We start from the raw sequence: 16,016 nt of genomic DNA on the forward strand, positions 1-16,016 counted from the left end.
CGTGCGATGGAATCGATATGGACAAATGACGAGGACCATGGAGTCAGCGAGCCGACCCTTGTTATTGATGTGCAAGGATTTGAAGGGCCACTCGATTTGTTGTTGCATCTGGCGCGCAACCAGAAGGTTGATTTGGCGCGTATTTCTATTGTTGGGTTGGTCGAACAATATTTACAATTCATTTCCGAGGCCCAACGGCTGAGATTGGAACTTGCGGCTGACTATCTGGTGATGGCGGCATGGCTTGCTTATCTTAAGTCACGTTTGCTTATCCCCAAGAGCAAGGATGAGGAAGGCGCAAGCGGTGAAGAATTGGCTGAGTTGCTACAATTCCGGTTGCAGCGGCTTGAGGCAATGCGTGATGCGGCGGGAAAGCTGGTCAATCGAGATCGTTTGGGACGAGACATTTTTGCCCGTGGTAATCCTGAGATTGTTGTGGTCGAAAAGAAGCATCAATATGATGTATCTTTATATGATTTGTTGATCGCCTATGCAGGACTACGACAGCGTAATTCGGTCAGCCATATGGAAGTGGGTAAGAGAACCGTCTGGTCATTGAAGTATGCGCGTGAAATTCTTGCTCGCCTTTTGGGGACGCCGATGGAATGGCAGGCATTAGACCATTATCTTCTCGCTTATATCCCACAGGCGGAAGAGCGCAGAACGGCATTGGCCAGTGCCTTTGCCGCCAGTTTGGAAATGGTGCGTGAAGGCCAGATCGAGTTGAAGCAGACGGAAGCTTTTGCACCGCTTTATCTGCGTCCGCTTGCTGTTTCTCCCCGGTCGCAAATCGCACATGAACAGACCGGATTATCTCCGGCCATTGGGGAATAGCGATATGGCTGATCATAAATCTGACGGCAAAGAAAAGACAGGTGAACTCAATCTTAATCCGGCATTGGTGCGTATGGCCGAAGCAATTATTTTTGCATCCAGCGCGCCTGTTAGCTATCGCGCGCTGGAAGAGCGTTTACCGGTTGATACCAATATTGATGCCGTGATTGATATTTTACAGAAAGATTATAGTACGCGTGGTGTCCATCTGATGAAAGTGGGTGAAGCCTATGCTTTCAGGACAGCGCCCGATCTCGGTTTCTTGATGAATCGTGAAGAAGAAAGCCAGCGTAAATTATCGCGTGCTGCTATGGAGGTTCTTGCGATCATCGCTTATCATCAGCCGGTAACGCGTGCCGAGCTTGAAGATATCCGAGGCGTTGAAACCTCGAAAGGTACCTTGGATGTGTTGATGGAGGCAGGTTTTGTCAAATTACGCGGACGTCGGCGTACACCTGGCCGGCCGGTAACCTATGGTACAACTCAGGAATTTCTCGATCATTTTTCGTTGGCCGATATTGGTGATTTGCCGGGTATGGAAGAATTGAAAGGAGCCGGATTGTTGTCGTCACGTTTGCCGGGGCATTTTAAAATACCGGTTCCCTCTGTTGATCCAGATGCCCTTCAGGATGATGAAGATCCGCTGGAAGATATCGATTTGGAACAGCTGGGGCTGCTAACACCATTAGGTGAAGAAGAAAAATAATAAGGTTGTTTGAAACTGATGCGAAAACGCATTATGCTGATAAAAATATGATTTCTAGGAGTTAAAGACAGTATGAACTTTTTTAATCCAGTCCACTTCATTCCCATTCTCATTATTATCCTGTTGCTTTTCGGGCGGGGTAAGATTTCCGAGTTTATGGGGGATTTTGCCAAGGGCATCAAAAGCTTTAAAAAAGGTCTGAAGGATGATGAGGATGAAGGCAATAATGTTGATACGGTTCGACAGCCTGCTCCTGTTGCCCAGCCTGCGCTCAGAACGATTGAAGCGCAAGTGGTAGAAGATGTGCCTGTTGCCCCCGTTGCCCGTAAGGCACCTGCCAAAGCGAAGGCGCCTGCCAAAGCGGCCGCAAGCAAAACCGTAAGCAAAACCAAAACGGTGGCCAAGGCTAAAGCACCGGCAAAAGCCAAGGCGGCAACTGTTGCCAAACGTTCGACAAAGACTACGGCTGCAAAGGCCGCGCCGAAAGCCAAAGCAAAAAGCAAGAAATAAGGGATTATACCTTATAGATTGAATTGGATTTAGGTGATGCTTGGTATTGATGGGCCGGAATTTCTTGTCATAATGGTCATTTTGATCATTGTGATAGGACCAAAGGAATTGCCAAAGATGATGCGGTCTTTTGGCAAAGCGGCTGCGCGTATGCGCACAACGGCCAATGAATTTCGCCGCCAGTTTGATGATGCTATGAAAGAGGCAGAGCTGGATGAACTGAAAAAGACGATTGGCGATGTTAAAAATCTCGATCCGCGTAATAGCTTGAGCAAGGTTTTTGATCCAATTCGTGATGTTGCTAGTGACGTGCGGGCTTCACTTGATCCTGTTCAGGATGTGTTGAAGGTGGAATTAGACCATTCAACGCCAGAGCAGCAGCCTGAAAGGCCTACCAATATGGCTGATGTCGAAACGGATGCAAAAACTGTGTCGGCAGCTGGGTTGTTGCAAAATGGCAAGGATAGGAAGGTTTCGTCGGTCAAGACTAAAAAGGTCGCTGTTTCCAAAGCAAAGCCGGTAAAAGCAAAAGCTGGTGCCACGGTCAAAAAGAGAACAGAAAAAGGAAAGTAAGTGGCTGAGCAGGAAGACGATATTGACGCTAGCGCGGCACCATTGCTCGATCATCTGATCGAATTGCGGCAGCGGCTTATCCACTCGATCATAGCGTTTTCCATTATTTTTATATTCGCTTTTATGATCAAGGACTACATTCTTGATCTGCTTCTTATTCCCTATCAGTGGGCGATGTCCTTTTTTGGCGGGGATCCCAATAATATACGGGTGCAGTCCACGGAAGTTTGGGAGACTATTTTTACTAAAATCAAGCTGGCGGCTTTCGGGGCTGTTGTTCTGGCTTTTCCCTATATCGCTTTCCAGCTCTATAGCTTTATTGCGCCCGGTCTTTATAAAAACGAGCGCATGGCTTTTTTGCCTTTTCTCGTGGTGGCGCCTTTATTATTCGTAATCGGCGGAGCATTTGTCTATTTTGTTGTTGCTCCGCTCATTATCTGGTTCGGCCTTACACAGCAAACTTTGCCGAATGCCTATATCAAGATTGAGTTTATCGTGAAGGTTTCGAGTTATTTGAGCTTCATGACGTCGATGATGCTGATTTTCGGATTGGTGTTCCAGCTGCCTCTGGTCACGACCCTGCTTGCCAAGGCGGGATTGGTTACAGCCAAGTTTCTAGCCGAAAAAAGACGTTGGGCAATTGTGTTTTCTTTTGTTGGTGCTGCTATGATTACAGCGGATTTTCTGTCGATGTTCGGCCTCGCTTTGCCAACTATCCTTCTCTATGAATTGTCAATTTTATTGGCAAAACACTTTGAAAAGAAGCCGGAAGTCACAGAAGACGCTTCCTGATTATTATAATCTGTTTTAAGACAGTCTTATTATAGGATTCTTGAGAACGGAAATATCCCATGCTTGATATTAAATGGATACGCGAAAATCCGGCAGCTCTTGATGCCGCATTGCAAAAGCGTGGTGCATCGGCTGCATCCGATGCTTTGATTGCTCTTGATTTGGAGCGGCGCAACCACATCGTCAAAGTGCAGGATGCGCAGGAGCGTCGTAATGCTGCATCCAAGGCGATAGGGCAGGCCATGGCGGCTGGCGATAAGGCCAAAGCTGAAACATTGAAAGATGAAGTGGCTGACTTGAAAAAGTTTTTGGCTGAGGCTGAGGCTGAAGAGCGCCGTTTGACTTTGGCACTTGAAGAGGCTTTGTCAGGCTTGCCGAATATACCGCTTGATGATGTGCCTGTTGGCGTGGATGAAAATGACAATGTCGAAATTCGCAAGTTTGGAGCACCGCCAATATTTGATTTTACCCCCAAAGAGCATTTTGATCTGGGTGAACAGCTCGGATTGATGGATTTTGAGCGCGCGGGGCGTATGTCGGGGGCGCGTTTTACTATTCTTTCTGGCGCTTTGGCTCGCCTTGAACGTGCTATTGGCCAGTTTATGTTGGATCTGCATGTCAGCGAACATGGCTATAAGGAAATGTCGACACCGGTATTGGTGCGTGATGATGCGCTTTATGGTACGGCACAATTACCGAAATTTGCCGAAGATCTGTTTCAGACAACGGATGGGCGCTGGTTGATACCGACAGCCGAGGTCACCCTGACCAATATGGTAAATAACGAAATTGTCGATCTTGCGCAGTTGCCAATGCGTATGAGTGCGTTGACAGCATGTTTCCGCTCTGAAGCCGGCTCCGCTGGACGTGATACACGCGGTATGTTGCGCCAGCACCAGTTTTGGAAGGTTGAAATGGTATCGATTACCGATGCCGATTCATCTCTGGATGAGTTGGAACGGATGACAGATTGCGCTGAGGATGTATTGCGTCGTCTTGAAATTCCATTCCGTACCATTGTGTTGTGCACTGGTGATATGGGATTTGCTTCGCGCAAGACTTACGATATTGAGGCATGGCTACCGGGGCAGAACACCTATCGTGAAATTTCAAGCTGTTCGGTTTGTGGTGATTTTCAGGCGCGTCGGATGAATGCCCGTTATCGTGCGCCGGATCAGAAGGCTCCTCAATTTGTCCATACATTGAATGGGTCGGGTACGGCCGTTGGGCGTTGTCTGATTGCGGTTATGGAAAACTATCAGCAGGCAGATGGTTCGATTGTTATTCCTGATGTTTTGCGGCCTTATATGGGTGGGCTTTCAAAAATTAGTGCTTAAAAGGATGGGCTATGCGTATTTTGTTGACCAATGATGATGGTATCCATGCTGAAGGATTGGCTGTGTTGGAGCATATTGCTCGGACACTTTCCGATGATGTCTGGGTGGTTGCACCGGAAACAGATCAGAGCGGGCTTGCGCATTCTTTGACTTTGTCTGATCCTTTGCGGGTACGTCAGATCGATGAAAAGCGTTTTGCTGTACGTGGTACGCCGACCGATTGTGTTATTATGGCGCTTCATCATATTTTGCCGCAAAAGCCCGACCTTATTTTATCCGGTGTGAATGCGGGTGGAAATTTGGCGGATGATGTGACGTATTCAGGGACGGTTGCTGGCGCCATGGAAGGAATGCTGCTTGGTGTGCGTTCCATCGCTTTGTCGCAGGAATATGAGGTAGTCGATGGTAAACGTGTTATCCATTGGGAAACTGCTGAAACCCATGCGCCGACTTTGATCCGTAAATTGTTGAAGACGGATATTGTGCATGATGTTTTAATCAATATCAATTTTCCCGCATGCTTGGCCAGTGAAGTGAAGGGCTATGCCGTGACGACACAAGGTAAACTTGCCCATAAGATTCATGTTGATAAGCGTGAAGATGGGCGTGGCTTTCCTTATTTCTGGCTCTGTTTTGAACGCGATAAGGCCGATGTCATGGAAGATACCGATATTGCTGCCATTCGTGCCAAGAAAATATCGGTTACACCTTTGCAGCTTGATCTGACAGCCTATCGTTCGCGGGATGTAATTGCAGATGCAATTTTGGAGGCATGATGACGGGGCTGCAGATTTCGGAGCGTGAGGAGCTGGCTCAACTGGCGTTGCGTCTAAGGGCCAAAGGAATCAGTGATACACGGCTTTTTGCAGCTTTGGAGCGCGTATCGCGACTTAATTTCGTAGAATCACAATGGCAGCACAATGCTTATGAAAATGCTGTGCTGCCAATTGAATGTGGTGAATATATTGAACGTATAGACGAACAGCTTATTTTAATTTCTGCTTTGCAGCTTGAAAAAAAACACCGTGTGCTTGAAATTGGTACCGGTTCGGGTTTTACCGCTGCCTTAATGGCCAGTCTTGCGGGAAGAGTAACAACGATTGAGCGCTATAAAACCTTGTGTGATGCTGCTCGGCGGCGTTTTCAGATGCTTGCTCTGGATAATGTCATTTTACGCCAGATGGATGGTAGTAAGGTTGTGCCGGGGGCAGGGCCTTTTGATCGGATTATGATTTGGCCTGCCTTGGAAAAGGAACCATCCGACTTTCTCGAATTGCTTGCCGGTAATGGTGTATTGATTGCGCCTATCGGTGAAAAAGAAGGTATCCAGACCATGGTACAATATACCAAAACCGGCAGTCGTTTTGAGCGTGCCGATCTTTTCAAAGTCCGTTATCAGCCGTTTATAGAAGGAGTTGCGGCCGCGCTTTAGACTGAAAGAACAGTTACCCATTTTAAAAAAAATGATTTTTTTATGGCAAAATTGATAATCTTAACCCGTCAGTAATATTAACGCGATTTAATAGCGTCAGTTGAGTATTGAGTAACGGGCAAAAACTATGCGTTCTATTGTATTGAGTAAAGCTATCCGCCGTTCTGTTCAGGGCGTTTCTCTTATCATTCTTGCTGGTATTGCAGCTGGTTGCAGTTCCAATACTGCGCGCTTTACCGATGATTTTTATACGGGCGCCACTCCCAATCAGCAATCCATTATCAATAATCAGGGTGGCTATCAACAGATGCCGCCACAAGCTGGTAGTATCGAAAGTTCCCAATTGCCACCAGTGCAATCACAGGCCTATCCGCCTGCACCTCAACCGGTTCAGACCGCATCGGCCGGTCAGCTTGGTACACCGCCACAAAATCTTGGCACATTGCCTGCCACTTCTGTGTCTAGCCCGGTTACAACAACGGCTTCTGCCCAGACTCATAATGGTTCTTATGTTGTCCAGAGTGGTGACACGCTGTACAGCATTTCACGCAAGACCGGTGTCGGCGTAGAAAAGTTAAAGCAGGCCAATGGGTTGAGCAATGGTGCTATCCGTGTCGGCCAGTCTCTGGTTATTCCAGGTGCAGCTGCATCCACTCGGGTGGCCGCAGCGCAAACCCCTAAGGCCCAGACAGTATCTGCGCCGCAAGTGGCCGCACCGGCCAAGACAAATGAAGTGAAGACGGTTGTTGTTACGCCGTCTAACACAACAACCAAGGCAGCACAGACGACGACTGCACCGGTTTCGCAGCCTGCCGTCGCGGCACCTTCAGATACAATGCAGAAGGCAACGGATGTGGCTGTTGTTGCCCCGCAGGCAACCGGCATTTCACAGATGCGTTGGCCCGCTCGTGGCAAGATTCTTTCAAGCTTCGGCCAGAAAGAAGGGACGAGCACGAATGACGGTATTGATATTATGTTGCCGGAAGGCTCACCCGTTAAAGCAGCTGAAAATGGTGTTGTTATTTATGCCGGTGATGGCTTGAAAGAGTTTGGTCAGACCGTTCTGATCAAACATGAAAATAATATTGTGACTGTTTATGGTCATAACTCGAAAATCTTGGTACAGCGCGGTCAACAGATTCGTCGCGGTGACGAGATTGCCAAGTCCGGTATGTCTGGTAATGCTACCAATCCGCGCCTGCATTTTGAGGTGCGTAAGAATTCGGCGCCGGTCAACCCGATTAAATATCTTGAAAACTAATCAAGGTGAATTAAAAAAAAGCCCGGTTTTGCCGGGTTTTTTTATGTTCATGAAAGGTTTTTTCCAAGTCTGCCGGCTAGATCTTGTACATATTGCCATGCGACACGGCCTGAGCGATTGCCGCGTGTTGCCGCCCATTCAAGTGCTTCCGCTCTTGTTTTTTCCCAATTCTGTTCAAGATTATAATGGGATGCATAGCCTTCAATCATACTTAAATAGTCGTCTTGACTGCATTTATGAAAACCAAGCCATAAGCCAAAACGATCTGATAAGGAGACTTTCTCTTCTATAGCTTCCGATGGATTGACCGCTGTTGAGCGTTCATTGTCAATCATATCGCGTGGCATCAAGTGGCGGCGGTTGGAGGTCGCGTAGAAGAGTACGTTGTCGGGGCGCCCCTCAACGCCGCCATCAAGGGCTGCTTTAAGCGATTTATAGGATGTGTCATCATGATCGAAAGAAAGATCATCGCAAAAAAGGATGAAACGATAAGGTGTATTTTTGATCTCGTTCATGAGAAGTGGCACGGTATCGATATCCTCGCGATGAATTTCGATGAGCTTGAGAGGTTTGTGATCGCTGTTACGGGTATTGACTTCTGCTTGTACAGCCTTGACCAGAGAGGATTTCCCCATGCCGCGTGCACCCCAGAGAAGTACATTGTTGGCGGGTAGGCCTTCGGCGAAACGGCGGGTATTGTCAAGAAGCATGTCTCGCACATGGTCGACGCCCTGGATGAGGCGGATATCGACACGGTTGACGTGGGGGACGGCATCAAGATGGAGCTTTTCCGGATTCCAGACAAAACAGTCGGCTGCTTCATAATTGGGTTTTTCGAACTGGGGAGGGGCCATACGGTTCAGGACCGCAATCAGTGCATCCATTTTCTGCATCAGTTCTTTATTGTCGCTCATTGTGTCCTTGTCCTATTTTGGCTTTTTGCTGCTATGAGAGATATCGTATGGTTGAAAATAACAGATGTTAAATATGTTAGCATGAGTTTTTGCTGGTTGCCTTCGGCTGTTCAAGTCTTTATTGCGTAAACAAGGTAAAGTCCGCGTGAAGCGGACAGATGAAGTGTTGTAATTCTAATAGATACTGAGGAGATCATTATGTTCATAACTCCCGCTTATGCGCAGGCAGGTACAACTGCTGCTACAGGTGGCATGGGTTTGGAAAGCCTTTGGATTTTTGTTGTTATTTTCGGTATCATGTATTTTCTGATTATCCGTCCGCAGCGCCAGCAGATGAAAAAGCGCCAGCAGCTGCTTAACAGCGTACGGCGTGGCGATACGGTTGTAACAGGTGGTGGCATTATCGGTAAAGTCACCAAAGTTTATGACGAAAGCGGAGAGATTGAAGTCGAAATCGGTGAAAATACCAAGATCCGGGTTTTGCGCTCTACATTGTCGGATGTACGTACAAAAGGCGAAGCTGTAGCTGAAGCCAAGGAACCGGTCGCAGCCAAGGCAAAGAGCGTGAAAAAAGCGGTTGTCAAAAAGACAGAAACAAAATAGATCGGGGCATTAGGCTGGCGATAAACAGGGATCGTTTTTCATGCTTTACTTTTCACCATGGAAGCGTTTTCTGGTCTGGCTTGTCGTTGTTGCCGGTCTCCTTGTCGGATTGCCTAATTTTCTACCGCAATCCGTTTTAAACAGTTTGCCGCAATGGTATGCTGGTGTCCACGTTCCGATGGGTATTGATCTACAAGGCGGTTCTCGCCTTGTTGTTCAATTTCCCGATGATGATACTGCGCGAAAATATCGTGATAAAACCATCAATGTAATGACGCGTCGCATCTATAATCTGGATGCGGATTTGCGCGATTTTACCATTGTTGCGCAAGGTCGCAACCAGATTCGTATTGAGGTTCCGGGTCTTTTTAATGTTCAGTTGCTTAAAGATATTATCAGTGTAACGGCGCGGCTTGAAGTTGTGGCTGAAGATAAGAATGTTGTGGCTGATGATGTTATTACCGGTAAAATTGTTCTCCCTGCCGGTGATCTGCTTGTCTATTCGGAAGAGGATCCACCAACCGGATATGTCGTTCACAAAACCCCGCTTCTCACCAATGATAATATTGTCAATGCCGTTGCCGAATCCGCAGATGCTAATGCTGATACGGCAACATTGACGTTGACTTTTGATGAAGAGGGACGCCGGAAGATCGAACAGTTCCGCCAGGGCGCGGGTGAAAAAAGATTATTGGCGATGTTTGACGGGCAGGTTGTTGGACCAATGCCTGATGATGTAAAAAACAGTTATCTGCGTATCGACAATATAGATCGTGGGGTTGCGCAAAATCTGGCAACTGTTCTCTCGACAGGCGCATTGCCGACAGATGTGAGCTTTATTGAAGAGCGCACGATTGGTGCCGATTTTGGGGTCGATTATGCTAAGGCAGGGCTTTATGCCGCAATTGGTGCTGTTGTTGTTGTCGCTCTTTTTATGCTGCTGGCTTATGGCTTTTTAGGATTGCTTGCCGATATAGCGCTTGCTGTCAATATTGTTATTTTGATGGCAGTTTTGAGCCTTGTTGGAACGCCTTTGTCTTTGGCTGGCTTCGCGGGATTGGTGCTGATTATCGGTGTTTCTGTCGATGCTAATATACTGATTTTTGAACGTATCCGTGAAGACCGACGTCACGGATATTCGCTGACACAGGCTGTGGTGTCGGGCTTTTCTGGTGCGCTTGCAACCATTATGGATGCCAATATTACCACTTTGATTGCCGCTCTTGTTCTGTTTTTGTTGGGTGTCGGTCCTATTCATGGTTTTGCGCTTGTTGTTTCAATCGGCATTGTGACATCGCTTTTTACGACGATAACTTTTACGCGGATGATGATGAGCTGGTGGATCAAGGTGGTTAAGCCCATGGAGCTGCCACGTGGTTTTATGCGGCTTGTTGCGATTAACAGCCGTATCGGGTTCATGCACTTGCGTAGCTTTACCCTTGGGTTGGCGGGCATCCTCATCATATTGATTGTTGTGCTTTATTCCACGACTGGCATTAATTATGGTATTGATTTCAAGGGCGGCTCGCTGGTCGTCTTGGATGCCAAGAACGGTGCCGCCGATATATATGATATTGAGAACCGCGCCATGGGACTGAATGTACTTGATGCGGGTGTTGAAGCCTCTAAAAAACCATCGCAGGCATTCTTAAGTATTCCTAATCAGGGATTGGGCGAAGATGCTGAGCAATCTGCACGAATCAAGGTTGCCAATGAGTTTTCTGATGATTATCGCCTTGAGCGTGTCGATGTTGTTGGCCCGACCATTTCTGATGAATTAAGCCGGGCAAGTCTCTTGGCTGTCATTATTTCTCTAATCGCTATCTTTGTTTATGTTCTGGTGCGCTTCAGCTGGCAGTTTGCAGTTGGTGCAGTTGTGACCACGATCCATGATATTATTATTCTGGCTGGTGTATTCATCATCACAGACTGGCAGTTCAACCTCTGGTCGATCGCTGCTGTTCTAGCCATTATCGGCTATTCGTTGAATGATACAATTGTTGTTTATGATCGTGTGCGTCAGTTGTTGGCCCGTGGTGGTGATATCACTATGAAAGAACTGGTTGATCTGGCGATTAACCGTACATTATCACGTACAATCATGACGTCTCTGGCAACCCTGATTGCGCATATTCCGCTTTATTATTTTGGCGGTATTGATATGCGTAATTTTGCCTCCGTTCTTTTGCTTGGTATTTTAATCGGTACCTATTCGTCTATTTTTATTGCAGGACCCTTCTTGGTTCTTCTGGGTGTGCGGTCAAAATCCGTTCCGGTTGAAAAGGTTTAATTATGGGAACACAGATAGAAATTAGAGAAGCCCATTTTCCGGATCGCGCCCCGATTGATGCCTATGGGAATGGTGGATTCCGGTTTGCCGATATGTCGCATAAAGGATCGATTATCTGTGTCCCATCGGGTACGTACGGCATTGAACTTGCCGGTCCTGTGCCACGTCTTGTCGATATTACACGTGTTCTGGACGAGGCGGGCCATATCGAAATATTTATTGTCGGCACGGGTACAGATCTTAAACGTTTGCCGGATGATTTACGAGCGGCTTTGCGAGAAAAGTCGATCTCGACAGATACGATGAGTACCGGTGCTGCAGTACGAACCTATAATATATTGCTGGCTGAAAATCGGGCTGTCGCCGCTTTGTTTTATGCTGTTGAATGAATAAGTCGGATCAATATTGTCTGGATTTTTTGCGTGCGCGTGATCGCGACCGTTATCTGAGTGTACTTTTTGCGCCAAAAGATAAACGCGCCCATCTTGCTGCCCTTTATGCCTTCAATGTCGAAATTGCTCATATACGTGATGTTGTGCGTGAGCCGATGGCCGGTGAGATCAGGTTGCGGTTCTGGCGTGATGCTATCGAGAACGGCCAGTCGGAAAGCACTGAAGGTGGACCGGTTCTGGAAAGCTTGTTGAGGACGATAGAGACGCATGGTTTGCCTCGGCATATTTTTCTGCGTTATTGTGATGCCCGCATATTTGATCTTTATAATGATCCTATGGGGTCTCGAAGTGATATGGAAGGCTATTTCGGCGAGACGGCAAGCTCGATTATCCAGTTGGCTGTTATGATTCTTGATAAGGAGAGTGCTCTCGCCAGTGCCGATGCCGCTGGTCATGGCGGTGTAGCGCAAGGTGTAAGTGGCTTGATGCGGTTATTGCCGATGACATCTGCTCGCGGGCAGATGTTTATTCCTGCCGATCTTTTAAAAGCTGTTGGAGCCGATGGAAATGATGCCTTGGCGCGCAACGAGAATGAAGCTGCGCGTGTTCATATTATTGAAGCATTGCAGGCTCTGGCAGATGAGCATTATGCTGCTTTTCGTGAGGCCTATCAGCATTTGGATAAAAAAGTTTTGCCGGCCTTTTTGCCTTTGTCACTTATTCCACATGATTTGAAAGCGATAGCAAAAACCGGTGCCTCTGCCTTCAAGACGTTTGGCCGCACCCGCCCTTTCAAGCGTCAATGGATATTGACACGTACAGCTCTAAGCAGCAAGTTTCCGGTGTAGTGAAGCTAAAATCAAAGGCCGTCAGGGGCAACCAGAACATTACATAGATCGCCGATATTCAGGGCTGGAGCATTGGCTTCATGGATAATCAGTCCATCGGCATGGGCCATACGGGTCAGGAGGGAAGAATCCTGACTATCCATTTCGCTTGCCCAATAAAATCCCTGATCATCTCGTGCCAGTGTCGCCCGCATATAATGACGGCGTTCGCCATTGGCTTTGATTGGTGTTTTAAGTCGGGCCTTGATAATTTCAGGTTTGTAAGGGCGGCCTGTCATTTTGGCAATAATCGGTAGCAGGAAAAGTCGTGCACAAATCAGTGACGAAACAGGGTTGCCGGGAAGTCCAAGAATAAAAAGCGGTTTCTCGCCTGGTAATTTTCCGAACATTAAAGGTTTGCCAGGGCGCATGGCAATCTTCCAGAAATCAAGTTTCATACCTTCTTCGCGCAGTACATCCTGCACCAGATCGTATTCGCCGACCGATACACCGCCACTGGTAACCAGAATGTCGATATGGTTGTTACGGGCTTTTTTAACGGCATTGCGGATAGATTCCTTATTATCGGCAGCAATACCGAGGTCGGTAATTTCACATTCCTGCCGTCGAATGAGTTCACGCAGACCATGATTGTTAGAAGCAATAATCTGGTCCGGGCCGGGAAGGGTGCCGGCTTCAACCAGCTCGTCACCGGTTGCAAGGATGGCAATATGTGGGCGACGATAAACGGAAACATTGTCATGGCCGCTCGCCGCGCAAAGGGAAAGGGCTGAAGGGCTTAAAAGGCGACGGGCTTCCAGCACAATATCGCCTTGACTGAAATCTCCGCCCATAGGACGTATATTGGCGCCTTGAGTAGGGAGCTTGGTTAGATGGATAAGATTGCCATCGCGTTCGACATGTTCCTGCATGACAACGGTATCAACAGCGGCAGGTACAGGTGCACCGGTAAAAATACGGATGGCCTCGTTCTTGTTGAGAGCCCCATTAAATCCCCGTCCGGCGGCAGCCTCGCCAACCAGTGTCAGCGGACTGTTTTTAGCTTCACAAAAACGGATGCCGTAGCCATCCATGGCAGATGAGTTGAATGGTGGTTGTGTCAGCCGAGCTTTAACAGGAGCGGCCAATATGCGATTACCAGCCTTATCAAGAGGGGCGCTTTCAGGGGACAGGGTAGGAATGGTTTCAAGCAAAAGTTGAAGGACTTCATCTGTGCCGAGTAGTGCCATTATTGTTCCTTTTTCCAATCTCCCGATTTTCCACCGGTCTTTTCTTCGACACTAATATTGCCGATCTCCATAAAGCGATCAAGCGCTTTGGCCATATCGTAGATTGTCAGGCAGGCAACAGATACGGCCGTTAAGGCTTCCATTTCGACACCGGTTTTCCCTGTGAGTTGGACTGTTGCTGTGACCTGATAGCCGGGCAGCTGATGATCAGCTTCAATATCAACCTTAATTTTGGTAAGGTTGAGGGGGTGGCAAAGCGGAATAATATCGGATGTTTTTTTTGCCGCCATAATGGCCGCAATACGCGCTGTAGCCAAAACATCGCCTTTGGGTGCCTTGCCGTTTTCAATGGCATCAAGCGTTGTATGCTCCATACGAATATGGCCGCGTGCGATGGCCTTGCGTATTGTATCATCCTTGCTTCCCACATCGACCATATGCGCTTGGCCCTTTTCGTCTATATGGGTAAGCCTTGCCATTAGTCTATTCCAAGCAATTTTTTGGTTGCCATTGCAACATCATCCTGACGCATCAGGCTTTCACCAATCAGGAAGGAGCGGATATTGCTTTTGGCCAATCTTTGGCAGTCATTATGGGTAAATACGCCGCTTTCGCCAACCAGTAGACGATCATCATGCACCATAGTGCTCAGACGTTCACAATTGGCGAGATTGACAGAGAAATCATGCAAGTCGCGGTTGTTAACGCCGACAAGTGGTGATGAAAGTTTCAAGGCGCGTTCCATTTCGTCCTCGGTATGGGCTTCAAGCAAGACATCCATACCAAGTGAAAACGCCGTATCTTCAAGGGCCTTGGCAAGATTGTCGTCAACAGCCGCCATAATGATCAGGATACAATCCGCACCCCATAGACGTGCTTCGAAGACCTGATAGGTGTCGTAGAGAAAATCCTTGCGCAAGGCAGGCAGTGAACAGGCCTGACGAGCGGCCATAAGAAATTCCGGTGCACCTTGAAAGGATGGTGTATCGGTCAATACAGAAAGGCAGGCTGCTCCCCCTGTTTCATAGGCCTTGGCCAATGCCGGAGGATCGAAGTCGGGGCGGATAAGTCCTTTGGAAGGGCTGGCTTTCTTGATTTCGGCGATCAGACCGAATTGTCCTGCATCCTGTTTGGCTTTAAGCGCCTCATAAAAACCGCGCGGCTTGTCATTGTCATCAAGACGGGCTTTTACTTCCTCTAGTGGTAAACGAGCTTTGGCAGCTGCGATTTCCTGTTTTTTATAGACTTCTATTTTTGCCAATATATCGCTCATTATAAGGCCTCGTTGGAAACAATAACAAGATTTTCAAGAATGGTTTTAGCCCTGCCGCTGTCAATGCTTTCTTTGGCTATTTCAACGCCCTGTTTAAGATCTTCGGCCTTATCGGCGATGATAAGGGCGGCTGCAGAGTTAAGTAGAACAATATCCCGATAGGCGCCTTCTTGTCCTTCTAATACACCGCGAAGGGCGGCTGCATTATGTTCAGGGTCTCCGCCGCGAAGAGCTTCGAAATCAACCCGTTTTATACCGGCATCTTCAGGTGTGAGGGTAAAATTGCGCAACTGCCCATTTTTAATTTCGCTTACAATTGTTTCTCCTGCGGTGGTCAATTCATCCATGCCACTGCCATGGACAACCCAGAGAGATTTTGACCCTAAGCCTTGCAGGGTTTTAGCGATTGGTTCGACCCATTTGGGTGCAAAAACGCCAATCAGCTGATTGGTGACACCAGCAGGATTGGAAAGAGGACCGAGAATATTAAAGATCGTACGGGTGCCAAGTTCAACACGGGCAGGGCCGACATGGCGCATGGCCGAATGGTGCGTTGGCGCAAACATAAAGCCCAGCCCAACTTCGCGAATACAGCGCCCGATAACGGCGGCACTGGCATCAATATTGACGCCGAGGCTTTTCAGCGCATCAGCTGCGCCAGACTTTGATGACAAGGCACGATTGCCGTGTTTGGCAACGGGAACCCCTGCGCCGGCAACAACAAAGGCGGATGCGGTCGATACATTGTAGGAGCCGGATTGATCACCACCGGTACCGACAATATCGATAGCGCCGGGGACAAAATCGACAGGCAGCATCTTTTTACGCATGGCGTTAACGGCGCCTGAAATCTCATCAATGGTTTCGCCGCGGACCCGCAAAGCCATTAGAAAACCGCCAATCTGCGCCGGTGTGGCACTGCCCGACATCATAATTGAAAAAGCTTCTTCTGCTTCTTGACGATTCAAAGCAACACCGGTGGCAGCTTTATTGATATAGGGCTTGAGATCGCACATGGTAGG

Annotated in this window: 18 protein-coding genes; 13 read left to right on the forward strand and 5 right to left on the reverse strand. The window is 48.0% G+C overall.

Translation table 11 applies throughout. The annotated features are described in order from the left end of the window. Positions 1–6: 6 nt before the first annotated feature. The 9 genes from ACYZ97_RS03030 (at position 7) to ACYZ97_RS03070 (ending at position 7,445) form a co-directional block, all read left to right on the forward strand. Positions 7–834, forward strand: coding sequence for a segregation and condensation protein A (locus tag ACYZ97_RS03030; protein ID WP_473300616.1), 828 nt, complete (start codon positions 7–9; stop codon positions 832–834). Positions 835–838: 4 nt separating this feature from the next. Next, positions 839–1,540, forward strand: a complete 702-nt coding sequence (gene scpB, locus ACYZ97_RS03035) for an SMC-Scp complex subunit ScpB (protein ID WP_473300026.1) — start codon at positions 839–841, stop codon at positions 1,538–1,540. 72 nt (positions 1,541–1,612) lie between these two features. After that, positions 1,613–2,050, forward strand: a complete 438-nt coding sequence (gene tatA, locus ACYZ97_RS03040; protein WP_473300027.1) for a twin-arginine translocase TatA/TatE family subunit — start codon at positions 1,613–1,615, stop codon at positions 2,048–2,050. Positions 2,051–2,122: 72 nt separating this feature from the next. Beyond that, positions 2,123–2,623 carry a Sec-independent protein translocase protein TatB gene (tatB, locus tag ACYZ97_RS03045; protein WP_473300617.1) on the forward strand — a complete coding sequence of 167 codons (501 nt, stop codon included), beginning with the start codon at positions 2,123–2,125 and terminating at the stop codon, positions 2,621–2,623. Next, positions 2,624–3,415, forward strand: a complete 792-nt coding sequence (tatC, locus tag ACYZ97_RS03050; RefSeq protein ID WP_473300028.1) for a twin-arginine translocase subunit TatC — start codon at positions 2,624–2,626, stop codon at positions 3,413–3,415. 59 nt (positions 3,416–3,474) lie between these two features. After that, a complete protein-coding gene (gene serS / locus ACYZ97_RS03055; RefSeq protein WP_473300029.1) occupies positions 3,475–4,752 on the forward strand; it encodes a serine--tRNA ligase in 1,278 nt (425 codons plus the stop codon). 11 nt (positions 4,753–4,763) lie between these two features. Continuing rightward, positions 4,764–5,528 (forward strand): 5'/3'-nucleotidase SurE, encoded by a 765-nt coding sequence (gene surE / locus ACYZ97_RS03060; RefSeq protein ID WP_473300030.1) that lies wholly within the window; start codon positions 4,764–4,766, stop codon positions 5,526–5,528. Next, a complete protein-coding gene (locus tag ACYZ97_RS03065; RefSeq protein WP_473300031.1) occupies positions 5,525–6,184 on the forward strand; it encodes a protein-L-isoaspartate(D-aspartate) O-methyltransferase in 660 nt (219 codons plus the stop codon). Before surE ends, ACYZ97_RS03065 begins: the two co-directional genes overlap by 4 nt. A 127-nt stretch (positions 6,185–6,311) precedes the next feature. Next, positions 6,312–7,445 carry a peptidoglycan DD-metalloendopeptidase family protein gene (locus ACYZ97_RS03070; RefSeq protein ID WP_473300032.1) on the forward strand — a complete coding sequence of 378 codons (1,134 nt, stop codon included), beginning with the start codon at positions 6,312–6,314 and terminating at the stop codon, positions 7,443–7,445. A gap of 47 nt (positions 7,446–7,492) precedes the next feature. Here ACYZ97_RS03070 and ACYZ97_RS03075 read toward each other — a convergent pair whose 3' ends face one another. Beyond that, positions 7,493–8,359, reverse strand: coding sequence for an ATP-binding protein (locus ACYZ97_RS03075; protein WP_473300033.1), 867 nt, complete (start codon positions 8,357–8,359; stop codon positions 7,493–7,495). A gap of 198 nt (positions 8,360–8,557) precedes the next feature. Here ACYZ97_RS03075 and yajC point away from each other — a divergent pair, with 198 nt between their 5' ends. The 4 genes from yajC to ACYZ97_RS03095 are packed head-to-tail and all read left to right on the forward strand — an operon-like array spanning position 8,558 to position 12,492. Then, on the forward strand, positions 8,558–8,962 hold the full coding sequence (yajC, locus tag ACYZ97_RS03080; RefSeq protein ID WP_473300034.1) for a preprotein translocase subunit YajC: 405 nt from the start codon (positions 8,558–8,560) through the stop codon (positions 8,960–8,962). A 40-nt stretch (positions 8,963–9,002) separates the two neighbouring features. Continuing rightward, complete coding sequence (gene secD, locus ACYZ97_RS03085; protein WP_473300035.1) at positions 9,003–11,252, forward strand: protein translocase subunit SecD; 2,250 nt, start codon at positions 9,003–9,005, stop codon at positions 11,250–11,252. A gap of 2 nt (positions 11,253–11,254) precedes the next feature. After that, complete coding sequence (locus ACYZ97_RS03090) at positions 11,255–11,641, forward strand: Mth938-like domain-containing protein (RefSeq protein ID WP_473300036.1); 387 nt, start codon at positions 11,255–11,257, stop codon at positions 11,639–11,641. Further along, entirely contained in the window at positions 11,638–12,492 is an 855-nt protein-coding gene (locus ACYZ97_RS03095) for a phytoene/squalene synthase family protein (protein ID WP_473300037.1), read from the forward strand. The genes ACYZ97_RS03090 and ACYZ97_RS03095 overlap by 4 nt, the downstream gene beginning before the upstream one ends. A gap of 11 nt (positions 12,493–12,503) precedes the next feature. Here the strand turns inward: ACYZ97_RS03095 and ACYZ97_RS03100 are convergent, their stop codons facing one another. The 4 genes from ACYZ97_RS03100 to trpD are packed head-to-tail and all read right to left on the reverse strand — an operon-like array spanning position 12,504 to position 16,010. Continuing rightward, positions 12,504–13,721, reverse strand: a complete 1,218-nt coding sequence (locus ACYZ97_RS03100) for a molybdopterin molybdotransferase MoeA (RefSeq protein WP_473300038.1) — start codon at positions 13,719–13,721, stop codon at positions 12,504–12,506. After that, complete coding sequence (moaC, locus tag ACYZ97_RS03105) at positions 13,721–14,200, reverse strand: cyclic pyranopterin monophosphate synthase MoaC (protein ID WP_473300039.1); 480 nt, start codon at positions 14,198–14,200, stop codon at positions 13,721–13,723. The genes ACYZ97_RS03100 and moaC overlap by 1 nt, the downstream gene beginning before the upstream one ends. Continuing rightward, positions 14,200–14,997 carry an indole-3-glycerol phosphate synthase TrpC gene (gene trpC, locus ACYZ97_RS03110; RefSeq protein ID WP_473300618.1) on the reverse strand — a complete coding sequence of 266 codons (798 nt, stop codon included), beginning with the start codon at positions 14,995–14,997 and terminating at the stop codon, positions 14,200–14,202. Before trpC ends, moaC begins: the two co-directional genes overlap by 1 nt. After that, positions 14,994–16,010: an anthranilate phosphoribosyltransferase gene (gene trpD, locus ACYZ97_RS03115; protein ID WP_473300040.1), complete on the reverse strand. Its 1,017-nt coding sequence runs from the start codon at positions 16,008–16,010 to the stop codon at positions 14,994–14,996. Before trpD ends, trpC begins: the two co-directional genes overlap by 4 nt. Between the last annotated feature and the right edge of the window lie 6 nt (positions 16,011–16,016).

The sequence above is a fragment of the Bartonella sp. bp_1 genome (assembly GCF_055808085.1).